Consider the following 21056-nt stretch of genomic DNA (forward strand, 5'->3'; position numbering starts at 1 on the left):
AACAGAATAAAAGGTTTCAGAAGAATTGCTACGCGGTATGATAAAACTGCCGCCATGTTTTTAGGTGCATTAATTGTAATAGGTATTTTGCTGTGGCTGAAACTTTAAAAACACGCCCTAGTATAAGATTTAAATTTATTTAAACCATTAAAATTAGGTGGGAAATTAGGGACAGGTGGGACAATCGTATAAACATTAGGTTTAGGTGTCCCAATACAAAAAATTTAAATTGGGACACGTGTTGGAGTTGCCCCCGCTAAACCGAGCCACCTAGTTACCCATAATAACCCTTAGATATTCCCTAGGGGCCATCATTTTTCAATCCCTTGTGAGGGGCATTATTATTATAATCTTCAAACCAGCTATGCAGATTACTCATTAGTGATTGCGCGTTAAGTGGATCGTAGAAAGCGATATAATCACGTTTGAAGGTTTTAACAAATGCTTCGGCCATTCCATTACTTTCTGGGCTATAAGATGGAGTTGTGCAGACACAAACCCAAGCTCTCTGGCAAAGGTAACTGTTTCTCGGGAAACATAGCAAGGGCCGTTATCACTTAACCATTGAATGGTCGAAGGAAGCCGGCTTATTTTGCCAAAACGATATCCAACACTTTCCAACATTAAGTCGTGAATCGCAGCTCCGTCTGTCCCAATGGTTGAGGCGACATAACTAAGAATTTCGTGGTCACAAGTATCCATAGCAAAGGCAATAAATACTCTATCACCATTCGCACATTGCACGCTAAAACCATCAGAGCACCATCTTGTATTGCTACGAAGAGTTATGATTTTTCCATCATGCAATCGGGTTGGCTTTTTACCATAGGCTGGAAGCAATAGAGAATGCTGTTTCATAATGCGATAAATACGCTTATGGTTCACCTTAGGCTTATTTTCAAGCTGCAGGCGGCGGTTTAGCAAAGTGGTAACACGGCGATAGCCGTAACTAGCTCGCTCATTCACTATTTTCTTAATATAAGGCAATAAAAAACTATCCTCTTCTTGAGTAGCTCTAAAAGCACGTGGGCACTTATTTATCATGGTTCTTATCCTTGTCGTTAAATGGGAACGTGATACCTTAAGAGCGTTTGCTATTGCTCTTATTCCATATCTTCCACTCCGAGCAAGGGTTGCCGCGAGATCAGTTTTTTTTCGCGGGCAAGCTTGATAGCCTCACGTAGAATCTCATTCTCGACGGTCTTTTTACCTAAGATACGTTCTAGTTGCTTAATTTGATGTTTTAATTCGTTTACCTCACTTTGAGGCGCGACGTCTTCTTCCGCTTTAAGTCCTTTTAATGCTCCATTTTCCATTTGTTTACGCCAAAAAAATAGTTGGGAAGGTGGTATACCATGTTTTCTCGCTACATATCTTCAGTGGAAAAAACAAGCTCACAATTGGCCTCAGGACATTCGCGGCTTACGGTTAAATAAAGAATCCGCCAAGCAATGATCATATAGAGCGCCAGGCATGGATCAAAGCGCTGTTTCTCAGTAAGTTGTAATTTCTCAATTCGACAGCCGCTTTTTAAAATACGAAAGTACACTTTTATCTGCCAGCGACACAAATACCATTTCAATATACTGTGAGCGCTTTCAGCATCATGTACCTTAACATGGGTTAATAAGACCCATTCAAGAGGTTCCTGTCCTTCTGGGGCGTTAATTTCTGTGGCAAGAACAACTGTTACAGTTACTGTTTTGTCTCCATATCTTGTAGAGATTTTTCGTTTTCTATCCGGCGGGCAAAGCGTTAGTTCAGCTGCATATAAATTTTGTGTAACTTGTCTCCTAACTTGTTTTTCTTTAGCGGATACTTCAAAAGTAATTTGACAAAGAGGGGAAGTATCTTTGGTTTTTTCTATTAGCTTTTCAGTATCCGGTCTTCCCTCGCTATTCAAGAGTTTACGGTTAGACGAAGAACGAATGAGCCAATAGGCTGCGTTACTTTCTTGTGAAAGATAAGCATGTTGTGCTTCGTGATATAAATCATAAATATCGGCTTCTCTATCCGCAACGGTTATTACCATTGTGTCAGGAACTTGCAAGGCAACTTCATTTGCTTTTCGATAAGCTTTTATCCATCGATAACTTTCTTTTTCTTCCAAAGGGATTTTATGGTTATCTCGACTTTTTTCTCGAGCGGTTCGATGGTGTATTTTTTCTCTTGCCCAATGATAAGTATCTAAAACACCCAAGCATAGTTTTTCTGGTGTAACGGCTAAAATAGGATGTAGAAGTAAACCTGGGTGCTTTTCGTGATTAATCGGGCCAATATCTTTCCGTTCTTTTTGGCCTGTAAAGTTAAGGGTGGTTGTATCTTGCAATAAAAGAACAACAGAATGGTGTCTCATTCGAGAAAGCGTAGAGGTTATATGGGGCGCTAAAATATTTTCTGTGTTGACTTGTTCATGATCAAAGAACCGATAGGCTGCTTTGGTTTCATGCCAGCCTCCACATGCCGCAGGTATACTTAGATTGGGGGCATTGCCTAACTTATCAAATAAAGAAAGTAACCGAGCATTACGTCTTTTATCGCCTAAATCAATTGTTTGCATTTCCTCTGCTGCCCAGCTCATGATTATCATCCTGACTTATTGGGCATTGCAGTATACGAATTATTATAAAAAATAACTGCTTTTTATACTTATGGGTAATGATGTGTTCATTTGGGGGAAACCCGGTTTTTTGGAGAGTAAATAGATATAAGTTTGCCTACACTGCGTCTATCCGGGAATTGCTAAAATTTGTATTTTTTAACGTAACTCATTGATTTCATGGTGGCCAGAGGCAGAATCGAACTGCCGACACGAGGATTTTCAGTCCTCTGCTCTACCGACTGAGCTATCTGGCCCCAAGAGGTTGCTATTAAACTCCGAGAATGCTTTTGAGTCAAGCGGAGTTTTTATTTTTTTTATATTTTTTTACTTTTTACCTTCCAAACCATCAGGAGAATACCCGGCAGGTTTTTCTGAGCCTTCGCCGAAAAAATATTTTTGCATCTCTTCACGCAGGAATTCACGGGCTTTGGGATCAAGGAGGCTTAAACGGTACTCATTAATCAGCATAGTTTGGTGATCAAGCCACATTTTCCAAGCTTGTTTGGAAATTTGATTATAGATTTTTTCCCCTAAAGGACCGGGGAAAGGCGTGGCTGTCATTCCTTCTGCTTCTCTACCTAACTTAATACAAAATATTTGCCTGGACATCAGCATACCTCATTTAAAAATGGAATTGCTCGATTATGAAGCAAGACAACAGCACGAGCAACTCCCAACTTTTAAGTTATGGTTTGAGGGGTGCTTTTTGAGCAATCTCTTCTTTTTGTATTGGCTGTTTATTTGCTGCCGAGATGGAAGGAATTGTGGATTTAAACTCAGATGGGGAGGGGGTAAGCGCTTCGCTTAAGGTGATGAATTTATAACCGTTATCCTTATACATTTGAATGATGTCGCTCATGCAAAAGCTATTTAACAGATTGGCATGGATCAATAGTATTTGTTTAACCGGTTTGCCATTGGCTTTTTTTTCAGCGCGTAGCGTTTGATTCCAAATATAACTAAGATAACGACGCTTAATCGGTTCCAGATTTTTTTCACGGCTGCGCCAATGGATTGACATTAATTGCTCATTAAATTGAAAATCTTTACTATCAATAGTCACGGGCGCAACTTTGTATTGATTGGAACTTAAAAAATCGTGAACTTTTTGTTTTGTATCACCCCTGCCTTCAGCCAAATAAGGGTAACGGAAAAATTTCTCTTGGGAAAATAAAGGGGTTAAAATCTCATCGGCTTTGGCAATATCCTGCATGTATTTTTCAGCATCACTGCGATTTAAGTTGGCATGAGAGTAAGTATGGTTGCCGATGGTGAACCCGGCTTCCTGGAACTGTTGTAATAATGCCCACTGGTTTTGTTCAATACTGCCGGCAATCACGAAACCAGTTGCAGGGACTTGATGATCAATCAAGCTTTGCATTATTTTTATGAAGCGGTCATGCTCGCGCTGCAAGTTGCCTGGTTTGTTGTGAGTGGTTCCGACAAAAGGCAAGTCGTCAATTGTTATGGCAATTTCACGCACCTGCTCCTGTGCCAAAGAAGAAAAACTTAAGAAATTCAAAAATAAAACCAAGAGAACGCTGGAATATATTTTTTTAATCATGGTCTTATCCATCTGAATTATTGTTGTTTTTATAAAAAGCTTAGCAAGGATTATGCAAATTGCATAACTTCGTGAAAAAGGTTAGATAAATGAATGTTGCATACCCACATTTTTGCCTTATTTAAGAGGCATGGTCTAATATATACATGTAATTTATGGAAAATAATCAGGGAGGAGTTATGAACGATACAAATAATCCATATGGATGCTGGTGGTCTCACCGTCACGAGTTGTTAGGCTTGGTTCTAATCTTTATTGCAACCATTCTCACTATCATCACCTTTAACAGTTTTGGTATCGCAGCCATGTTTTTGGTGGGCATGGTATTATGCGGGCATCGGTATTTTTTCTGTCATTCCTGTGCGGTATGCCACCCGGAAAATAATTTGCACGATGATGTGGAAGTGCTGTCAGAAGATAGCCTGACGCCTCCAATTGACAAAACGATAAAAAAAGAGCCCACCGTGCGGCGTACTCCCAAAATGTGAGGCGGGCGATGACGATTTTTAATCGACACTACATAAGTTATAATGATTGTCTGGTTATACGGGATATAAAAGATGCGCACAGTCATTGGTAGTCTTTTGTGGATCTGTTCACTAGCCTTGTATGCTATAGGAGCGGAGACATTGACACTTAACTTAAGCGCCAGCAGCCGGGAATTTGTGGTAAAACTGCCGGCTAACCCTACTACTGGCTATCAGTGGACAATAAAGAAATACAATAAGAATTTCTTTCAATTAACCAGCAGTCAATACGTTTCCCCGAAGACTCAACTGATTGGGGCTGGAGGCGAAATGGTGTATGTTTTTAAATTAAAAGCAGGCAAATCCTATCCTGAAAAAACCCATATGCTTTTTAAATATGCCCGTCCTTGGGAGCCAAAGTCCGCTATCCTGAAAAAAGTTGTAATTAATTTTAAAAGTTAATTACAACTTTCCTGCCAAAACGAAACCTAGTCTTCGGGCTGTATTATTCGCCTGAAGGGTAAGTAGCGGGGCTCCCAGAAGCTATCCTGGATTAATTTATCCAAATTTTTATCTTGGTTGCACTGGGCTACGCCTGATTCTATGGCTGTACGTGCTACTGCAACGGCTATGTGTTTTGCCACCGTTTGTGCATCATCCAAAGAAGGCAGTAAAGGTAGGAAGCTGTCTTTCTTGCTTGGTGACAGTTCACTCAACGCCAGCGCTGCCGCTAAAATCATTTCTTTAGTAAGGCGCGAAGCACGGACTGAAAGTATGCCTAATCCTATTCCAGGGAAAACCAAAGCATTATTGCACTGAGCAATATGCAAGAGACGATTTTGATATTCGATGGCTGGAAATGCCGTACCCGTCGCAATCAAGGCGGTACCTTTACTCCAGTGTAATACATTGCTGGGATGGGCCTCGCATTTTTCGTCCGGATTGGACAGGGGAAATATAATTGGCCGCTCACAATGTTGTGCCATTAATTCGATAATATCTTGAGAAAATGCACCCGGCTGCGCGGAGCAGCCAATCAATATTGTGGGCTTCACTTGACGGATAGTGTCCGTAAGCGATGCATATTTTTTATCATTAATCGGCCAGCTTAAGATTTCTTCTTGTCTTCTGGCATAAGGTTTTTGTGCTTCAGTGAGATCGATATCTCCCTCAATCAGCAAGCCTTGGCGGTCAACGAGCCAGAAACGTTGATGAGCTTCCTCAGCACTTAACCCGCCGCGCATCAATGCATCGATGATTTGATCGCTGATTCCTGTGCCGGCAGATCCTGCGCCAAATACCACAATGCGGTGATTATTCAAACTGATTCCCGTGATATCACACGCAGCAAGCAAGGCAGCCAAAGTTACCGCGCCTGTGCCCTGAATATCATCATTAAACGTACATAATTCGTCTTGAAATTGATCAAGGATACGCCTTGCATTGCCTCGCCCTAAGTCTTCCCAGTGAAGGAAAGCATTTGGAAACTGTTTATGGATACTTTCCACAAACGCGCGGACAAAAGCATCGTATTTTTCTGAACTAATGCGTGGGTGACGACAGCCCAGGTACATGGGATCGGCCAATAATTCCTGATTATTCGTCCCTACATCCAAAAAAACCGGTAAGGTACGATTGGGATCTATTCCTCCGCATAAGCTATACACCATTAATTTTGCGACTGGTATATCCATGCCGCCAATGCCTTGATCGCCAATTCCTAATACACCTTCCCCATCCGTCACTACGATGAGATCAATTTCAGGATTGGAGCGATTATTAATAATCTCATCAATTTGGTTCTGATCAGAATGGGTAATGTACAAACCGCGGGGCTGACGGTATTCACGACTGAAGTATTTAACGGCTGTGCCCACGATGGGCGTATAAATAACCGGAAGCATTTCGCCCGTATGGCGGCTTAATAGCTTATAGAAAAGAATATGGTTTTTATCATGTAAATTATTGAGATAAATATTTTGCTGTAATCGCGATGTATAACTGGAAAATTGCAGGTAAGCGCGCTTTACTTGCTCATCCAGAGTTTCCACCTGGTTGGGTAATTTTCCAAGCAAGCCAAAGGCACGGCGCTCTTCTTGTGTAAAAGCTGTTCCCTTGTTTAATTGCGGAGTGGTAAGCAAATGTTTTCCACAAATGGATGTTTCAATATACCATTCTCCAGTTTCTTCATTGCGCAAGGTTTTAAAATCTAACATGTTTTATTCTTACCATTGTAAAAATTGCAGTTACCATAGCCAATATGTAATCACCTGTCTACTGCATAGCCTTATAAGCCTCTGAATGTTAACATAGCCTTCCTGCAAATGTGATGATAGGTGAAGTTAGACAATGGCTAGATGGATTATTCTCATGATGATGTCATTTTGGATGGCTGCTTGTGCAGCACGAGATGAACACTATTATACCATGCATCCAAAAGCACTCCAGGAAGCAATTAAAAAATGTCCTGAACAAGCTTCCGGTCAATTAAGTTGCAAGCATTTACAAAAAATCGCCTTGCGCACGAACAATCTGGCTTTGCAATTAAGAAGTGATCCGCAAGGGTATGGGAAACAAATTTTAAGTTTGCAAGAAACCATAGCCGAACAGGAAATGGCTTTGCAACAAAATAAAAATCAGCCCCAATTGCAAAAGGAACTTGAAAGTAATAAGTATCAACTGAAAGAACGTTTGGCTGTGGTTAAATGGTTAGAGTCGCCAGAGGGCTGAAATGCGAATATTAGTCAGTAACGATGACGGAGTATATGCCCCGGGTTTGCGCGCGTTAGCCCATGAATTATCGACTATAGCTGAATTAAAAGTTATGGCTCCGGACAGAAATCGCAGCGGGGCGAGCAACTCCCTTACCTTATCGCGGCCTTTGCGGGTAAAAGAATTGGATAATGGCTACTACAGCGTCGAGGGAACACCTACCGACTGCGTGCATCTGGCTTTAACCGGTTTTTTTGACCCGGTAGCAGAAATGGTAGTTTCCGGAATTAATGAAGGCGCTAATCTGGGAGATGATATTTTATATTCGGGAACGGTGGCTGCTGCCATGGAAGGGCGCCATTTGGGGTTTCCGGCAATTGCTGTTTCTATGGTGGGTGACAACATTCAACACTATGATAGTGCAGCGATCATCATTCGACAATTAATCTTAAAGCTGCACCATCATCGCTTGCCCTCGCAAACTATCTTTAACATCAATGTACCGGATTTACCTATAGACCAAATTAAAGGCATGCAAGTTACCCGGCTGGGAACGCGTCATGGTGCTGAGCCTACCGTAAAGGAGTATGATCCGCGTGGACGGCCAATTTATTGGATAGGTCCGCCCGGTTTAGAAGCAGAAGCAGGTCCAGGAACTGATTTTTATGCGGTTAGCAATGGGTATGTTTCCATTACTCCTTTGCATTTGGATATGACCAATTACAAAATTTTTAGTCAAGTATCAACTTGGATGGATGGGGTAACATGGGAATCTTGAAACTTTTTTCCTACTTATATGATAAAACCATTTTTTGGTCGGGACACCGCCATGCGCCCTATTACCTGGCAGGCATATCCTTTGCTGAATCCTCATTTTTCCCAATACCCCCCGATGTCATGCTGATTAGCATGGGATTGGCGGCCCCCCATCGTTCATGGCGTTTCGCTTTTATTGCAACGCTGTTTTCCGTTTTAGGTGGTATTTTAGGTTATTTGATTGGGGTGTTTGGCATGGAATTGATCCAGCCGCACCTGAGTGCATCGACGCTCGCCAATTTTCAACATGTGAGCCAATGGCTTAAAAGTTATGGGATATGGGTAGTAATTTTAGGAGCCTTCACCCCTTTCCCCTATAAAGTATTTACTATTGCAGCCGGGGCTATGCAATTAGCTTTTTTGCCATTTGTAATAGGCTCTGTAATCGGGCGGGGGATGCGTTTTTTCTTGGTATCCGCAATTTTATTTTTTACCGGTAACCGTATCGAAGCGCGTTTGCGGCATTATGTTGATGTAATCGGCTGGTCGCTGCTTGTAATCTTTGTTATCGTTTATTTTTTTATGAAATGGATATATTGAGATGTGCACAGTAAGAAAGGGAATCATTTTTTTATTCCTCCCGCTTTTCCTTTCCGCATGTGAGCAGAGAGTTGGATTGGCGCCCGTTGTAGAGTTAAATTGGGAAACTGCCAGGAACAGAAATAGCAGCCATCCTCTAAGGCATGTGGTTGTTCGCGGCGAGACGCTTTATGCCATCGCTTTTCGCTATGATCAAGACTACCGGCAGCTGGCTGCCATCAATAATTTATCCAGTCCTTATACTCTGCGTGTAGGTCAAGTGCTGCGTGTACAACCATCGATAAACCAACCCATAAGACCGCTCCAGGAAACGCAACGCTTTATTCCTGCGCCTCCCCCAGTGGCAAGAAGGCCGCTGCCAGCAAGAAGTGCGCCGATAAAATATTTGCCAATGCCTCAGCCAAAAGCGGTGATAAAAAAACAGGAACCTGCTGCTACGCATCAAAATGTCGCTTCTAACAGTCAGTGGCAATGGCCTGTTTATGGAAAAATAATGACTGGATTTGTTCCACAGCAAGGTAAAAAAGGGATAGATATTGCTGGCAAGAAAGGAGAAAAAATTCATGCTGCTGCAAGCGGGGTAGTCGCCTATGCTGGTAGTGGGCTCGCTGGATACGGTAATTTGATTATCATCAAACACAACAACCAATTCCTCACTGCCTACGGCAACAACTGGCGTAATTTGGTACGTGAAGGGCAACAAGTAAAGGCAGGGCAAGTGATTGCAGAAATGGGATTAATAGACAACCGCTTCTGGGGCTTGCATTTCGAAATCCGCAAAGCTGGACAGCCAGTTAACCCATTGCAATATTTGAAAAAATAAGCGGTGACGCCTTTCCATTCCACGGTTAAATCGTGGGATGGGGACTTCTTTCAATACTTCATTTTACCTAATCTTCCCCAACCTTGCTGGGGGCTTCACCGCAAAGCTGCCATTTTTAAATTCAAGTGTTTAATGCCAATATTAATACTTTAGCAATACATTAAGTCATAGATGTAAATAAAATTGCTCTTTACTCGGTGACGCTTTAGATCGTTGCGATATTTATGCGTGTGATCTTTTGGGGTGAGTGAAAAACTTTTTCAAACTACCCTGATCAGTAGATGCTGGTTTGCTAGCGTTATCTCATAGCAATAAACCGTCTGTTAGAACTGGTTGACTGAATTAATAAATAAAGTGTATGCCGTCAATACTCTCCGCAAAAAGCGCATTGAAGTAATTTCTACCTATTATCCAAACGATCGATATGGCGCGAGTGGCAAAAATTCGCAATTGAACAATATATGATATGCTATATAATGTAGTATTTTGTATAATGGAGATAATGGTGGGTATTGTAAAAATTTCAGATGAGCTTCACGAAGAAGTGAGAAAAACGAGTACGGTGATGGAGCGTTCTATAAACTCTCAGGCTGAATTTTGGTTAAAAATTGGCCGGTTAGCTGAACAGAACCCTACATTAACCTATGAGGACATTCTTAAGCGTGAAATGCGCCTGCAAAACGTAGCCTCGGTGAGACTTGTCAATGAATAAGATCCACATCAAGTCTCAAGATGAAATTGTATTGATGCGCAATGCTGGGAGACTTCTTGCAAAAGTTTTTGCTGCACTGGATGATTTTATCAAAATAGGAATTTCAACTTTAGAAATCAATGACTTTGTTGAAGACTATATCGTGCACACGTTAAGAGCAAGGCCTGCTAGCAAAGGGCAATATGGATATCAATATGTCTTAAACTCCTCAATTAACGAAGTTGTTTGCCATGGCGTACCATCGAAAGGCAAAAAATTAAGGGAGGGCGATATTGTCAACATGGATATTACTTTGGAAAAAGATGGTTTTATAGCAGACAGCAGTAAAATGTATTCAATCGGAAAAATTTTACCAATTGCCAAGAAAATAATGGCTGTCAGTTACGAAGCAATGTGGGAAGGCATCTGTCACGTTAAACCAGGTTCTACAACAGGAGACATTGGTTATGCCATCCAGCATTATGCAGAAAAAAACGGTTTTAGTGTAGTTCGTGATTATTGCGGCCATGGAATTGGCCGTGCAATGCATGAAGAGCCCCCAATACCCCATTTTGGCAAACCTGCAACCGGCATTACCCTAAAAGAAGGGATGGTATTCACTGTTGAACCAATGATTAATCAAGGAACTTATAAAGTAAAACAAAAAAAAGACGGTTGGACGGTTATAACCAAGGATAGGAAATTATCCGCACAATGGGAGCATACCGTTCTCGTTACCGCATCGGGATTTGAAGTACTTACCCTGAGAAATGAAGAAATTCTGCCCTGTAGTGTAAAATTGGCTTCTAGACCCTATTAAAGCGGCTAAGTGAAGTAGCAGCCCCGGCAATCATTGGCTATGCATTGAGTATTCTTACTGAAACTTGCAGTGTGGGTAAATTAATTCTGCCATTGCAACAAGTTCCTGTTACTGCTGTCATTGCTGAAATGAATCCATGTCCGAACGTCTTCAATTGCAAAACTTTAGGTTAAGAAAATTAATTTTCAGCCGAAAGCGTATAAGTAAGATTTATCGAAATTTAATTAAGAAACAATCGAATTTAATGTTGCAGGTCTTTGAAAAAGCTATACTATAAACCTTTAGAAGTTAAAATCAAAAAAGCCGCTGGTTAACTAGATAGGTGAGACAATGTGCCCAAATGATGAGCCTTCAGAAAAAAAAGTAGTGCCACAAGAAGAAGCGCTAAGTCCTGATGAGGATACTTTACTTCCTGATGAAGAAAGTTTGCTTTTAGAAGAAGAGGATAGCCTGCTTGAGGATGAAGACGATAGCGAACCGGATTTTAGCGATGAGCTGGCTTTCCCAAGTTATCAGCGCGGCAAAAATGTAGCCAAAGCTATGGATGCCACGCAAATTTACTTAAGCGAGATCGGATTTTCCCCTTTACTAAGTGCCGAAGAAGAAGTGCATTATTCCAGGCTGGCGTTGAAAGGTGATGTAGCTGCACGCAAGAAGATGATTGAATCCAATTTACGGTTGGTAGTTAAAATAGCGCGTCGTTATTTAAACCGCGGGCTTCCCTTGCTGGATTTGATTGAAGAAGGTAATTTGGGATTGATGAAAGCAGTGGAAAAATTTGATCCTGATCGCGGTTTTCGTTTTTCAACTTATGCAACTTGGTGGATTCGGCAAACCATCGAAAGAGCAATCATGAATCAAACCCGCACCATCCGGTTACCCATTCATGTGGTAAAAGAATTGAATGTTTATCTACGAGCGGCGCGGCAATTAACGCAAAAGCTGGATCACGAACCATCGCCTGAAGAAATAGCCGAAATGGTGGATAAGCCTTTGGAAGACGTTGAAAAACTTTTAGGTTTAAACGACAAGGTGACTTCAGTTGATACGCCAATTGGTCATGAAGAAAATAAATCCTTATTGGATACTATTCCGGATGAAAATAGCGTGAATCCGGCGGAATTACTTACCAATGAAAATTTACGTGCTCACATTGAGTCGCTGTTGGATGAATTGACTGAAAATCAGCAACAAGTGATTGCCAGGCGTTTTGGTTTGCGCGGTTTTGAGAAAGCCACCCTGGAAGAGGTTGGCAAGGAAATTAATTTGACGCGAGAGCGGGTGCGACAAATTCAAGTGGAAGCTCTGAAAACCTTGCGCGGTCTTTTAGAGCAAGTCGGACTGACTCAAGAAGATTTATTTTAGATTAATTGGGAGGATGTTCTACACCCTCCCAATTAATTCCCGTTAAAATTTTGCGTAATCCCTTGCCAGCATGCCATGTAATCTTTTTGTCTGATGCTGCTTGCCATGGCTTTTTCCGTAACCTGCCAAGATAAACAGGATTCAAACATGAATGCCAAGGTATTGGCATAGTATTCCGGAGTTAATTCTTGCGTACTTGCTTTTTGGTAACTGGCCGCATCTGGCCCGTGCGCTGTCATGCAGTTGTGAATACTGACCCCGCCTATTGCAAAGCCTTCTTGTTTGGCATCGTATTCACCCATAATAAGCCCCATGAGCTCGCTCATGACGTTGCGATGATAATAAGGGGGGCGGAAGGTATTTTCTGCGACCATCCAGCGCTCAGGAAATATAACGAAATCTAAATTGGCTACTCCCGGCGTATCGCTTTCAGAAGTCAGTACAGTGAAGATAGATGGGTCTGGATGATCAAAACTGACCGTATTAATCGTATTAAATAAGGATAAATCATAACAGTAGGGAGCATAATTACCATGCCAAGCTACAACATTTAAAGGCGAATGCGGGCAAGTCGCTACCCACCAATGTTGCTGGTATTTGCAAATTAATTCCACTTCTTCATTGGAATCCTCAAAAGCTGCGTGCGGATAAAGAAAATGACGTGGATGAGCAAGTCCGTTAGCACCAATTACTCCAAGCTGGGGCAATGACAGCGGTTTTGCCCCATTTTCACACACATAACCACATGCTAACTCGCTTTTAAGGGAAACTTTAAATTTTACTCCTCTCGGTACTACAGCAATCATGCCAGGGGTAAGTTTAAGTGTGCCAAATTCCGTATGCAGGGTAATATCCCCCATGTAGGGCACGATTAATAATTCCCCATCGCTGTCGCTGACATAACGCCTGTTCATGGATTGATTACACTGGTATAGATAAGCATTCAATAAATGATTTCCTGCCAGATGGAATAAACCATCTACAAAATCTTGTGCAGTGGCGGGTGTAGGTAACGGCGACCAGCGCAGGGGATTAGGTGGAAGCAATGCAACAAATTTATCTTGCAGGGGTTGTCCGTACGGTCGATATTCGTGTTGTACTACAGATGGCAGAATCCGATACAGCCAACTGTATAAATTGGTGTGGCGGGGTCTGGTAAATGCGCTGCCACTTAATTGTTCAGCATACAACCCCAAATTGCATTGCTGCGGTGAATTTTGACGTTTTGGCAGTGCACCGCGTATGGCTTCACTGCTGTGATAATTCCCAAATCCTTCTAAATACACAATATTCTCCCTGGGTAAATGCTTAGAGCATAGCTTGAAATCATAAATCAGATTGAACTTTAAGATAAAGCATTGCATATATTGCCGGCAGATTTTTTTTTGCATCCCGGGCATTGTATAATCCATACCAATTTAATTTTGCTTTAGAGGGGTGCAAATGGCGGGTCATAGTAAATGGGCAAACATTCGTTTCCGCAAAGGGCTGCAAGATGCCAAGCGCGGTAAGATTTTTACGAAATTAATACGGGAAATTACCGTAGCAGCACGGATGGGAGGAGGTGATGAAGCAGCCAATGCCCGCCTTCGCGATGTTATCACCAAGGCACTGAAAGCCAATATGAAACGCGATACCATTGACAATGCCATCAAGCGCGGTGTTGGTGGCTTGGAAGGCGACAATATGATGGAAATGCGTTATGAAGGATACGGGCCTGGTGGTGTTGCCATCCTGGTCGACTGTTTGTCTGACAATAAAAATCGCACAGTTTCCGAAGTTCGCCATGCATTTAGCAAACATGGTGGTAATTTGGGGACGGATGGTTCCGTATCTTATTTATTCACGAAACAAGGCGAAATTCTTTTAGCACCCACCCCGCGTGAGGAAGAGGCAATGGAAATTGCAATTGAAGCGGGTGCTGAAGATGTGATTCACGAAGAAGGGCAAATTGAAATCATCACTACCCCGGAAACTTATCATGCTTTACTGTCCGAGCTGCAGGCTAGAAATTTTGAAATAGAACATTCAGAAATTACCATGCGGGCGCAAACTTCTGTTGCTGTGGACAAGGAAACTGCTGAGAGCTTGGAAAAACTGATTGATATGCTCGAAGATCTGGATGATGTGCAAACAGTCCATAGTAATGCTGAGTACCTTGAAACCATTGCGTCATGACCATTATTTTGGGGATTGATCCAGGCTCGCGGGTCACGGGATATGGAATCATTAAAGAACAGGGCAAGCAGCTTCACTATCTGGACAGTGGCTGCATCCGTACTCCCCAAGGAGAACTCAGTGAAAAGCTATTGAGCATTTTTAATGGCATTTGCCACCTCATGGAAAATTTCAACCCTGATGAAGTGGCAATTGAGCAAGTATTCTTACATCAAAACGCCGATGCTGCCTTAAAATTAGGGCATGCACGCGGTGTCGCTATGGTGGCTTGCGCTTCCCACCGCATTAAGGTAAATGAATATTCGGCCCGTGCAGTTAAACAATCTCTTGTTGGGTATGGCGCCGCACAAAAAGAGCAAGTTAAGCATATGGTGGTTAATTTACTGAAATTAAACCGTCCGCCGCAAAGTGATGCGGCAGATGCACTGGCGATTGCAATTTGCCATAGCCACATGCGCCATGGATTATTAAATATGAATATAGTAACAGCCCGTGGGAGGCGAAGACGATGATAGGATGGTTAAGCGGCCGTATTATTGACAAACATCAACCGGGTAAGTTGGTGGTTGATGTAAATGGGGTGGGTTACGATGTTGAAACTTCCCTGCAGACTGCTTTGCAGCTGGAAACACATCAGGGAACGATAGGCTTGCATATTCATACCATAGTGCGTGAGGATGCATTATTACTGTATGGTTTTTTGGATAAAGAGGAGCGCGCCTTATTTCGAGCCTTGATCAAGGTAAATGGCATAGGCCCAAAATTGGCGATTAACATCCTCTCCAGCATTTCACCTGCTGAATTCATCCAATGCATCCGCCAGCAAGATGCATTATGCTTAACCCGTTTGCCCGGGATAGGCAAAAAAACGGCAGAGCGTTTATTGATAGAAATGAAGGATAACTTGCCGCATTTATTTCCTACCTCGGTTAAATTAGAACAAAGCCCCGGCATCCGGCTTGAGCAAGGAGAAGCCATCAAAGCCTTGGAAGCTTTAGGGTATAAGGAACAGGAAGCAACAAAAGCTGTAAATAAAGTAAATGATGGAAAAATGAGTTGCGAGCAAATGATCCGCCAAGCTTTGCAAGTATTGTCTGGCCATTAATTGCACACAAATATTGAATTGAATAACAGCTGAAAAGATTTCATGCATGGCTTGTGCAGAAACTTTTCATCATCCTATTCATTAGTTTTCATTACCGGAAAATACACTTTTACAATCAACCCGGTGCCTTCACGGGGCGATTCCAATTTAACGCGCCCATTATGCAAGGCGCTGATCTGCTGCACTATGGCAAGGCCCAAACCACTGCCCGGGCTTTTATTGCCTAAGACTCTGAAAAATCGTTCGAATACCCGCGATTGTAATTCAGCAGGAATGCCGGGACCATTATCGCACACTTCGAGTACTGCCTCATTTTCTTGTGGGTACACGCGCACCACGACACGGCCGCCTTCTTTGCAGTAGCGTATGGCATTATCCACCAAATTACGGATTAAAATGCTAATAGCGGTCGGGTTGCCAGCAAAAATGGGAGTTTTTTCATTGTCTTCAAATTCCAGTTCAATTTGTTTTTCCACAGCCGTTGGGGCTAGCATGGCCAAAATTTCGCGAGTGATTTTGCCAAGGTTCACTTCATCCAGATCGTTAATGCCTACTGCTTCTGGCACTAATTTGCTCATGGTAAGCAGCTGCTGCACGATGTGAGTACTGCGGTTTACGCTGGCGATTAGTTTTTGCAGGGCAATATTCTTTTCTTCTATATTATTTGTATTTAATGCAACTTGTGCTTGAGCTTTGAGAGCAGCCAAGGGGGTACGTAATTCGTGTGCCGCATCGGCGGCAAATCTTTTTTCACGTTCAAAACCTTCTTTCAAACGATAAAAAAGCTTGTTCAATTCATCAATAACCGGTTTTATTTCTTCTGGCATTTCCTTAATGTTCACCGGCTCCAAATGCGTTGGGGCGCGGTTTGCCACTTCTTGAGCAACGCGATCAAGACTGTCCAATCCCCGCCCGATAATAATCCAGATTAACAGGCCGGAGAGGGGGAAGGTCAGCAGCATAATGTATAAATCATCTTGTGCAATGCGTTGGCCCAATTCATTGCGCGTATCATACCGTTCTGCCAATACGGTGCGGATGCCGGCTTTTTCATTGTAGGTAGTGAATACCCGCCACCTTTGTTTGTCGATGATTTTATCGTTAAAACCATCATTATCGGAAGTTAAGGGGATTTTGGGTGCGCTTGAGGAATGCAGGATTAATTTCCCGCCATCAGTCCAAACCTGGAAATTAAATTTATCCAGATAATGTTCGGGTGCATGATCGCGCATCAAGGGATGTTGATAATAAGTTTCCACCTTATGTGGGATTAAATTTAGCGTATTTTGTATTTTTGCCAGTGGGCGGTCATGAACGTCGTCCCCCAAAAGCGCTTGGTAGGAGAGGGCGGAAATAGCCATTAGGGTATCCAGATGCTCTTGGATGTCTTTTTGATCCAGATAATAGTTACCAATGGCTGTTAGGGTGGTGGTGATGGTTATTGCCAATAAAAGGTTAATTAACAAAAATTTTCGGATGGAGGATTTCACAATCGGCCTTATTCATGCACGCATTTTTACCGTTAAACGATGCGGATGTTTAATTATTTTCATTTTTCTCCGCCATGTATCCCACACCGCGTATAGTACGAATGTAATTGGCATTTAATTTCTTGCGCAAATTATGGATGTGCACTTCAAGCGCATTACTATCCACATCCTCATCCCAGCCGTAAATACTTTGCATCAATTGTTCTCTCGATAAAACATGCCCGCTGTTTTCAAGCAATTTTTGCAACAAGGCAAATTCGCGCCTGGGCACGTTTACTACGACATCATCGACCATGACGGAATGCGCCGCCGGATCTAATGTTACATTGCGATATTGTAAAACGGTATCGGCACGACCTTGCGAGCGGCGGATTAAAGCCCTGACCCGAGCGCTTAATTCATTTAAATCAAAAGGCTTGATGATGTAATCATCTGCACCACTGTCCAAACCCTTAACCCGGCTTTCGATGGATTCACGTGCAGTCAGGATTATCACCGGTGTCGTATTGCCCTCATGGCGAATGGTTTGCAGCAGGCTTATCCCGGAAAGTTTAGGCAGTCCCAGATCAAGAATGATGAGTTCAAAAGATTCAGACTTTAAGGCAGCACGCGCGGCCTCTCCGTCTTTTAACCAATCGACGATGTAGCCAAACTGAGTCAATCCGGTCTTAACGGCATCACCGAGCAACTCATCGTCCTCAATCAGCAGTAATCTCATTCTTGCTCCTTTAGAGCTAGTGAAAGCTCTCAGTAGTATTAACGGGTTTCGGAACCCTGACCTGAGGTATCAGCAGGTTGTTGCTCTGCTTCTTTATCCGACACGTGTCTGGTTAGGTATACGGCTTGGATAAAGATAAAAAGTAAAGTCAAACCGGCGCCGCCGAACAATTTAAAATTCACCCAAACGTTTGTATCAAAATAATAGGCAACATATAAATTTAAGCTGCCCATGATTAAGAAAAATATGGCCCAAGCCCAATTCAAATGCTGCCATATTTTTGCAGGCAAGCTTATGTTTCCATCCATCATTTTTTGAATAAGCGGTTTTTTGCCAATGAAAGATGAGCCGAGAAATACTAGCGAAGATAACCAGTATATGCCGGTGGGTTTCCATTTAATAAACCAGGGGTTATGAAAAAAGAGGGTGGCGCCGCCCAACACCATGATCAAGCCTAAGCTGATAAGATGCATGCGTTCGTAAGATTGATGCTTGATTCGATGAAAGATGACTTGAAGCAAAGATGCCGCCATCGCTACTGCGGTTGCGGTGTAAATATCGAAGAGTTTATAGCAAAGAAAAAAAACGAGAATCGGGAAAAAATCAAATAATAGTTTCATGATGTTAAGCATACTTAAAGGTATAGTAAGTATAACACACGATGTCTTCTTGCAAGTCAACATCCATCATCTTTGTGCATCGTTATTGCAAGCATAATATTCATATGCCCATTATTCTAATGGACACGCCCCATCATGCCAGACGGCTAGCCTAAGCGAATCTTTTGTCCCGGGCGTAATACATTCTTTTGTAAGTGCGGGTTTAATTGCAATAAAGTCCGTACAGTAGTGTGTTGCGATTTGGCAATAGTACTTAAATTATCTCCTTTTTTAATCATATAAACTCCTGTAGGCTTGCTTGGTTTCCAAATGACCAATTGTTGTCCGCGACGCAAACCTGACTTAAGGTTTAACCGGTTCCATTGCCGAATTTGGCTTGGTGCGACGCCGTACCGATTCCCTATTTGTTGTAAGCTATCCCGTGCTTGCACAATGTGAATGACTTTCAATTGCTTGGCCGCAGTGAAATGCTGAACAGGCGCCTTAGCGGGAACAGGGGGGTTAATTGCGGCTGGCGGCGTTTGCTTGCTATTGGGTACCAAGACCACTTGTCCTTTTTTTACGGCATTGGATTTAAGCTGGTTGAGTTCCTTAATCAGGTTTACCGAGGTATGGTATTTTTTAGCTATCAAAACCAAATTATCCCCAGCACTCACTTGATGGCGCGCCCAGCTGACCCGTTTGCTTTCAGGCAAATTGGCAAGATTTCGGCTGAAATCTTCTACTTTATCAGCCGGAATCAATAACTTATAGGGGCGATAAGGTGCAGTAGCCCAGCGGTTATACCCCGGGTTTAATTTAATAAGATCATGATAGGAAATGCCGGCCAGTTTGGCTGCATGATCCAAATCAATTTGGCTGCCAATATTGACTTCTTCGAAGTATGGCACGTGTGGAATATCCGGCAACTGTACGTGATAACGTTGCGGGTTTTGGATGACTTCCGCCAGGGCCAGCAAGCGTGGAATGTAGGCACGGGTTTCCTGTGGCACGGGAAGGGCCCAGAAATCAATCCTGCGGCTTTGGTTGCTCTTTTTTATGCAACGGGCAACGGTACCCTCCCCCGAATCATAAGCTGCAAAAGCCAACAGCCAATTGCCATTAAAAAACTTGTTTAATCGCGACAAATAGTTCAAGGCAGCATCAGTGGAATGGCCAATGCTTCGGCGCGCATCAAACCACCAATCCCGCTTTAATCCCAAATCCGTGCCTGTACCGGGCATAAGCTGCCATAATCCGGCAGCACCTGCGCCGGAATAAGCAAAAGGATCGTAGGCGCTTTCAATCATGGGAATTAAAGCAATTTCTCCGGGAAGATTGCGTTTCTTAATTTCAGTAATAATGTGATAAATGTAGGGTTCCGATTGCGCTAATTTTTGCAGATAGCTCGGATGAGAAATTAACCAGCGCAATTGATTTTGCACCTCAGGTCGGGTTACCTCGTGGTTTAAAGTAAATTGTCTGCGTAATACATCCCAGACACTCGGCGATGAGTCTGCCACAGCAGTACTGACTGGGGAAAAAAAGGCAAGAACAAGACATAAGTAGCTTATTATTAGAGGCTTAAACTTCAAAATAACGACCTAGTCTAAATTATGGGTCTTGCAGTCTACTAAAAAATTCTCGCAGGATAAACCTTTTGTGTATTTAATTAACTCATATAGAACTAAATTTATTCCTTATGGTTTGTTTTTTTAAATAAAACTATCTTTTTTTCGCCGTAAATGAGAAAAAATAGCCAAGGGATTAGAGGGATCAATGCCTTCTTTTTCTGCAAATTGTTTTAAATTAGGTGTCTCAATTCTGAAAAAAGGATTAATTTTTTTCTCAAGGGCTATGCTTGAAGGCAATGAACATAATTCGGATCTTTCTTGCAAATAAGCAGCGTAATTTTTAATGGTTTCATTTGCTGGTTCTATTGACGCTGCAAAGCGCAAGTTTTGCCGTGTGTATTCATGCCCGCAAAATAGTTGCGTATCGTCGGGAAGTTGTTGCAGCAGCAAAAGCGAATGGTGAAGTTGTGCAAACGTTCCATCAAAAACCCGGCCGCAGCCTGCGGAAAATAAAGTATCACCGCAAAATAACCAACTTTTCATGGGTTCCTGATAACACACATGGGTAGAGGTATGTCCGGGGGTATTAAGGACGCGAAAGGCATAATGATCAATATGGATGATATCCTCGCCTCTTACCACATAGTTAACGAGGGGAATGCGTTCATCGGCAGGCCCATAAACTTTAGCTTCAGGGAAACTTTGCAATAATTCAGCTATACCATCCGTGTGATCAGCATGATGATGAGTGACTAAAATGTTAGTCAGGATGAGTTGATTGGTGTGCGCATAACGAATGACTGGCGCAGACTCTCCCGGATCAATGCAGGTCAAAGTATGTTTTGCCTCATTGACAATAGCCCAAATGTAATTGTCTTTGCGGGCCGGCAGTGCTGCAATCGTCATGATCATTCCTTATTTTTTTCTCAGTTGTAGAATATTACATTTACCCTTTTTCAGACATACTTGCACTCGGTGCGCATCCATAATTT

24 protein-coding genes, 1 tRNA gene and 2 pseudogenes are annotated in these 21056 nt (G+C 42.5%); 13 read left to right on the forward strand and 14 right to left on the reverse strand.

From position 1 onward, the window contains the following. Positions 1–108 (forward strand): annotated as a pseudogene (locus ELY11_RS12610) (IS5/IS1182 family transposase); the annotation flags it as partial. 193 nt (positions 109–301) lie between these two features. Here the strand turns inward: ELY11_RS12610 and ELY11_RS12800 are convergent. The 7 genes and pseudogenes from ELY11_RS12800 to ELY11_RS08050 form a co-directional block, all read right to left on the reverse strand. After that, complete coding sequence (locus ELY11_RS12800; RefSeq protein WP_127033002.1) at positions 302–454, reverse strand: integrase core domain-containing protein; 153 nt, start codon at positions 452–454, stop codon at positions 302–304. Between the two features lie 53 nt (positions 455–507). Then, positions 508–1044 (reverse strand): annotated as a pseudogene (locus ELY11_RS08025) (IS3 family transposase); the annotation flags it as partial. A 59-nt stretch (positions 1045–1103) separates the two neighbouring features. Then, positions 1104–1316, reverse strand: a complete 213-nt coding sequence (locus ELY11_RS08030) for a helix-turn-helix domain-containing protein (protein WP_233579741.1) — start codon at positions 1314–1316, stop codon at positions 1104–1106. A gap of 50 nt (positions 1317–1366) precedes the next feature. Then, positions 1367–2581 (reverse strand): IS4 family transposase, encoded by a 1215-nt coding sequence (locus tag ELY11_RS08035; protein WP_158615184.1) that lies wholly within the window; start codon positions 2579–2581, stop codon positions 1367–1369. Positions 2582–2780: 199 nt separating this feature from the next. Next, positions 2781–2856 (reverse strand) — tRNA-Phe (locus ELY11_RS08040). A 70-nt stretch (positions 2857–2926) separates the two neighbouring features. Then, positions 2927–3211: an oxidative damage protection protein gene (locus ELY11_RS08045; protein ID WP_126954805.1), complete on the reverse strand. Its 285-nt coding sequence runs from the start codon at positions 3209–3211 to the stop codon at positions 2927–2929. A 76-nt stretch (positions 3212–3287) separates the two neighbouring features. Further along, positions 3288–4166 (reverse strand): polysaccharide deacetylase family protein, encoded by an 879-nt coding sequence (locus ELY11_RS08050; protein WP_126954804.1) that lies wholly within the window; start codon positions 4164–4166, stop codon positions 3288–3290. Positions 4167–4345: 179 nt separating this feature from the next. Between ELY11_RS08050 and ELY11_RS08055 the strand changes: the two genes are divergently transcribed. Both ELY11_RS08055 and ELY11_RS08060 read left to right on the forward strand, forming a co-directional pair. Further along, complete coding sequence (locus ELY11_RS08055) at positions 4346–4654, forward strand: hypothetical protein (RefSeq protein WP_127033010.1); 309 nt, start codon at positions 4346–4348, stop codon at positions 4652–4654. Positions 4655–4726: 72 nt separating this feature from the next. Next, positions 4727–5095 (forward strand): protease inhibitor I42 family protein, encoded by a 369-nt coding sequence (locus ELY11_RS08060; RefSeq protein WP_126954802.1) that lies wholly within the window; start codon positions 4727–4729, stop codon positions 5093–5095. Positions 5096–5121: 26 nt separating this feature from the next. Here the strand turns inward: ELY11_RS08060 and ELY11_RS08065 are convergent, their stop codons facing one another. Next, positions 5122–6849 (reverse strand): NAD-dependent malic enzyme, encoded by a 1728-nt coding sequence (locus ELY11_RS08065; RefSeq protein ID WP_127033012.1) that lies wholly within the window; start codon positions 6847–6849, stop codon positions 5122–5124. Positions 6850–6982: 133 nt separating this feature from the next. On the opposite strand from ELY11_RS08065, the gene ELY11_RS08070 reads away from it, so the two are divergent. The 7 genes from ELY11_RS08070 to rpoS all read left to right on the forward strand — a co-directional run bounded on the left by ELY11_RS08070 (position 6983) and on the right by rpoS (position 12400). Continuing rightward, entirely contained in the window at positions 6983–7363 is a 381-nt protein-coding gene (locus tag ELY11_RS08070) for a hypothetical protein (RefSeq protein ID WP_127033014.1), read from the forward strand. A 1-nt stretch (position 7364) separates the two neighbouring features. Then, positions 7365–8123 (forward strand): 5'/3'-nucleotidase SurE, encoded by a 759-nt coding sequence (gene surE / locus ELY11_RS08075; RefSeq protein WP_126954799.1) that lies wholly within the window; start codon positions 7365–7367, stop codon positions 8121–8123. Further along, positions 8111–8701: a YqaA family protein gene (locus ELY11_RS08080; RefSeq protein ID WP_199737832.1), complete on the forward strand. Its 591-nt coding sequence runs from the start codon at positions 8111–8113 to the stop codon at positions 8699–8701. The genes surE and ELY11_RS08080 overlap by 13 nt, the downstream gene beginning before the upstream one ends. Position 8702: 1 nt before the next feature. Then, positions 8703–9524, forward strand: a complete 822-nt coding sequence (locus ELY11_RS08085) for a peptidoglycan DD-metalloendopeptidase family protein (RefSeq protein ID WP_126954798.1) — start codon at positions 8703–8705, stop codon at positions 9522–9524. A gap of 502 nt (positions 9525–10026) precedes the next feature. Beyond that, a complete protein-coding gene (locus tag ELY11_RS08090; RefSeq protein ID WP_407656443.1) occupies positions 10027–10236 on the forward strand; it encodes a ParD-like family protein in 210 nt (69 codons plus the stop codon). After that, positions 10229–11035, forward strand: a complete 807-nt coding sequence (gene map, locus ELY11_RS08095; protein ID WP_126954797.1) for a type I methionyl aminopeptidase — start codon at positions 10229–10231, stop codon at positions 11033–11035. The genes ELY11_RS08090 and map overlap by 8 nt, the downstream gene beginning before the upstream one ends. A 330-nt stretch (positions 11036–11365) precedes the next feature. Then, complete coding sequence (rpoS, locus tag ELY11_RS08100; RefSeq protein ID WP_126954796.1) at positions 11366–12400, forward strand: RNA polymerase sigma factor RpoS; 1035 nt, start codon at positions 11366–11368, stop codon at positions 12398–12400. 32 nt (positions 12401–12432) lie between these two features. Here the strand turns inward: rpoS and hmgA are convergent, their stop codons facing one another. Further along, a complete protein-coding gene (gene hmgA / locus ELY11_RS08105; protein ID WP_127033016.1) occupies positions 12433–13686 on the reverse strand; it encodes a homogentisate 1,2-dioxygenase in 1254 nt (417 codons plus the stop codon). A 157-nt stretch (positions 13687–13843) separates the two neighbouring features. Between hmgA and ELY11_RS08110 the strand changes: the two genes are divergently transcribed. Genes ELY11_RS08110 through ruvA form a run of 3 tightly spaced genes read left to right on the forward strand, consistent with a single transcriptional unit; the run spans position 13844 to position 15683 of the window. Beyond that, complete coding sequence (locus ELY11_RS08110; protein ID WP_126954794.1) at positions 13844–14578, forward strand: YebC/PmpR family DNA-binding transcriptional regulator; 735 nt, start codon at positions 13844–13846, stop codon at positions 14576–14578. Next, positions 14575–15090, forward strand: a complete 516-nt coding sequence (gene ruvC / locus ELY11_RS08115; protein ID WP_126954793.1) for a crossover junction endodeoxyribonuclease RuvC — start codon at positions 14575–14577, stop codon at positions 15088–15090. Before ELY11_RS08110 ends, ruvC begins: the two co-directional genes overlap by 4 nt. Beyond that, positions 15087–15683, forward strand: a complete 597-nt coding sequence (gene ruvA / locus ELY11_RS08120) for a Holliday junction branch migration protein RuvA (protein WP_127033018.1) — start codon at positions 15087–15089, stop codon at positions 15681–15683. Before ruvC ends, ruvA begins: the two co-directional genes overlap by 4 nt. A 74-nt stretch (positions 15684–15757) precedes the next feature. Here the strand turns inward: ruvA and ELY11_RS08125 are convergent, their stop codons facing one another. From ELY11_RS08125 to gloB, 5 genes are all read right to left on the reverse strand, one after another. Next, on the reverse strand, positions 15758–17173 hold the full coding sequence (locus tag ELY11_RS08125; protein WP_126954791.1) for an ATP-binding protein: 1416 nt from the start codon (positions 17171–17173) through the stop codon (positions 15758–15760). Positions 17174–17222: 49 nt separating this feature from the next. Next, positions 17223–17891 carry a response regulator gene (locus ELY11_RS08130; RefSeq protein WP_126954790.1) on the reverse strand — a complete coding sequence of 223 codons (669 nt, stop codon included), beginning with the start codon at positions 17889–17891 and terminating at the stop codon, positions 17223–17225. A gap of 38 nt (positions 17892–17929) precedes the next feature. Next, entirely contained in the window at positions 17930–18511 is a 582-nt protein-coding gene (locus ELY11_RS08135) for a septation protein A (protein WP_127033020.1), read from the reverse strand. A gap of 146 nt (positions 18512–18657) precedes the next feature. After that, positions 18658–20085: a lytic transglycosylase gene (locus ELY11_RS08140; RefSeq protein WP_127033022.1), complete on the reverse strand. Its 1428-nt coding sequence runs from the start codon at positions 20083–20085 to the stop codon at positions 18658–18660. A gap of 120 nt (positions 20086–20205) precedes the next feature. After that, on the reverse strand, positions 20206–20970 hold the full coding sequence (gene gloB, locus ELY11_RS08145; protein WP_126954787.1) for a hydroxyacylglutathione hydrolase: 765 nt from the start codon (positions 20968–20970) through the stop codon (positions 20206–20208). Positions 20971–21056 lie beyond the last annotated feature (86 nt).

The sequence above is a fragment of the Legionella septentrionalis genome (assembly GCF_003989745.1).
In the GTDB taxonomy this organism is placed as follows: Bacteria; Pseudomonadota; Gammaproteobacteria; order Legionellales; family Legionellaceae; genus Legionella_A; species Legionella_A septentrionalis.

Coding starts and splice junctions, on each gene's coding strand:
- ELY11_RS12800 (WP_127033002.1), bottom strand. CDS start 454: ATGGCCGAAGCATTTGTTAAAACCTTCAAACGTGATTATATCGCTTTC.
- ELY11_RS08030 (WP_233579741.1), bottom strand. CDS start 1,316: ATGGAAAATGGAGCATTAAAAGGACTTAAAGCGGAAGAAGACGTCGCG.
- ELY11_RS08035 (WP_158615184.1), bottom strand. CDS start 2,581: ATGAGCTGGGCAGCAGAGGAAATGCAAACAATTGATTTAGGCGATAAA.
- ELY11_RS08045 (WP_126954805.1), bottom strand. CDS start 3,211: ATGTCCAGGCAAATATTTTGTATTAAGTTAGGTAGAGAAGCAGAAGGA.
- ELY11_RS08050 (WP_126954804.1), bottom strand. CDS start 4,166: ATGATTAAAAAAATATATTCCAGCGTTCTCTTGGTTTTATTTTTGAAT.
- ELY11_RS08055 (WP_127033010.1), top strand. CDS start 4,346: ATGAACGATACAAATAATCCATATGGATGCTGGTGGTCTCACCGTCAC.
- ELY11_RS08060 (WP_126954802.1), top strand. CDS start 4,727: ATGCGCACAGTCATTGGTAGTCTTTTGTGGATCTGTTCACTAGCCTTG.
- ELY11_RS08065 (WP_127033012.1), bottom strand. CDS start 6,849: ATGTTAGATTTTAAAACCTTGCGCAATGAAGAAACTGGAGAATGGTAT.
- ELY11_RS08070 (WP_127033014.1), top strand. CDS start 6,983: ATGGCTAGATGGATTATTCTCATGATGATGTCATTTTGGATGGCTGCT.
- surE (WP_126954799.1), top strand. CDS start 7,365: ATGCGAATATTAGTCAGTAACGATGACGGAGTATATGCCCCGGGTTTG.
- ELY11_RS08080 (WP_199737832.1), top strand. CDS start 8,111: ATGGGAATCTTGAAACTTTTTTCCTACTTATATGATAAAACCATTTTT.
- ELY11_RS08085 (WP_126954798.1), top strand. CDS start 8,703: ATGTGCACAGTAAGAAAGGGAATCATTTTTTTATTCCTCCCGCTTTTC.
- ELY11_RS08090 (WP_407656443.1), top strand. CDS start 10,027: ATGGTGGGTATTGTAAAAATTTCAGATGAGCTTCACGAAGAAGTGAGA.
- map (WP_126954797.1), top strand. CDS start 10,229: ATGAATAAGATCCACATCAAGTCTCAAGATGAAATTGTATTGATGCGC.
- rpoS (WP_126954796.1), top strand. CDS start 11,366: ATGTGCCCAAATGATGAGCCTTCAGAAAAAAAAGTAGTGCCACAAGAA.
- ELY11_RS08110 (WP_126954794.1), top strand. CDS start 13,844: ATGGCGGGTCATAGTAAATGGGCAAACATTCGTTTCCGCAAAGGGCTG.
- ruvC (WP_126954793.1), top strand. CDS start 14,575: ATGACCATTATTTTGGGGATTGATCCAGGCTCGCGGGTCACGGGATAT.
- ruvA (WP_127033018.1), top strand. CDS start 15,087: ATGATAGGATGGTTAAGCGGCCGTATTATTGACAAACATCAACCGGGT.
- ELY11_RS08130 (WP_126954790.1), bottom strand. CDS start 17,891: ATGAGATTACTGCTGATTGAGGACGATGAGTTGCTCGGTGATGCCGTT.
- ELY11_RS08135 (WP_127033020.1), bottom strand. CDS start 18,511: ATGAAACTATTATTTGATTTTTTCCCGATTCTCGTTTTTTTTCTTTGC.
- gloB (WP_126954787.1), bottom strand. CDS start 20,970: ATGACGATTGCAGCACTGCCGGCCCGCAAAGACAATTACATTTGGGCT.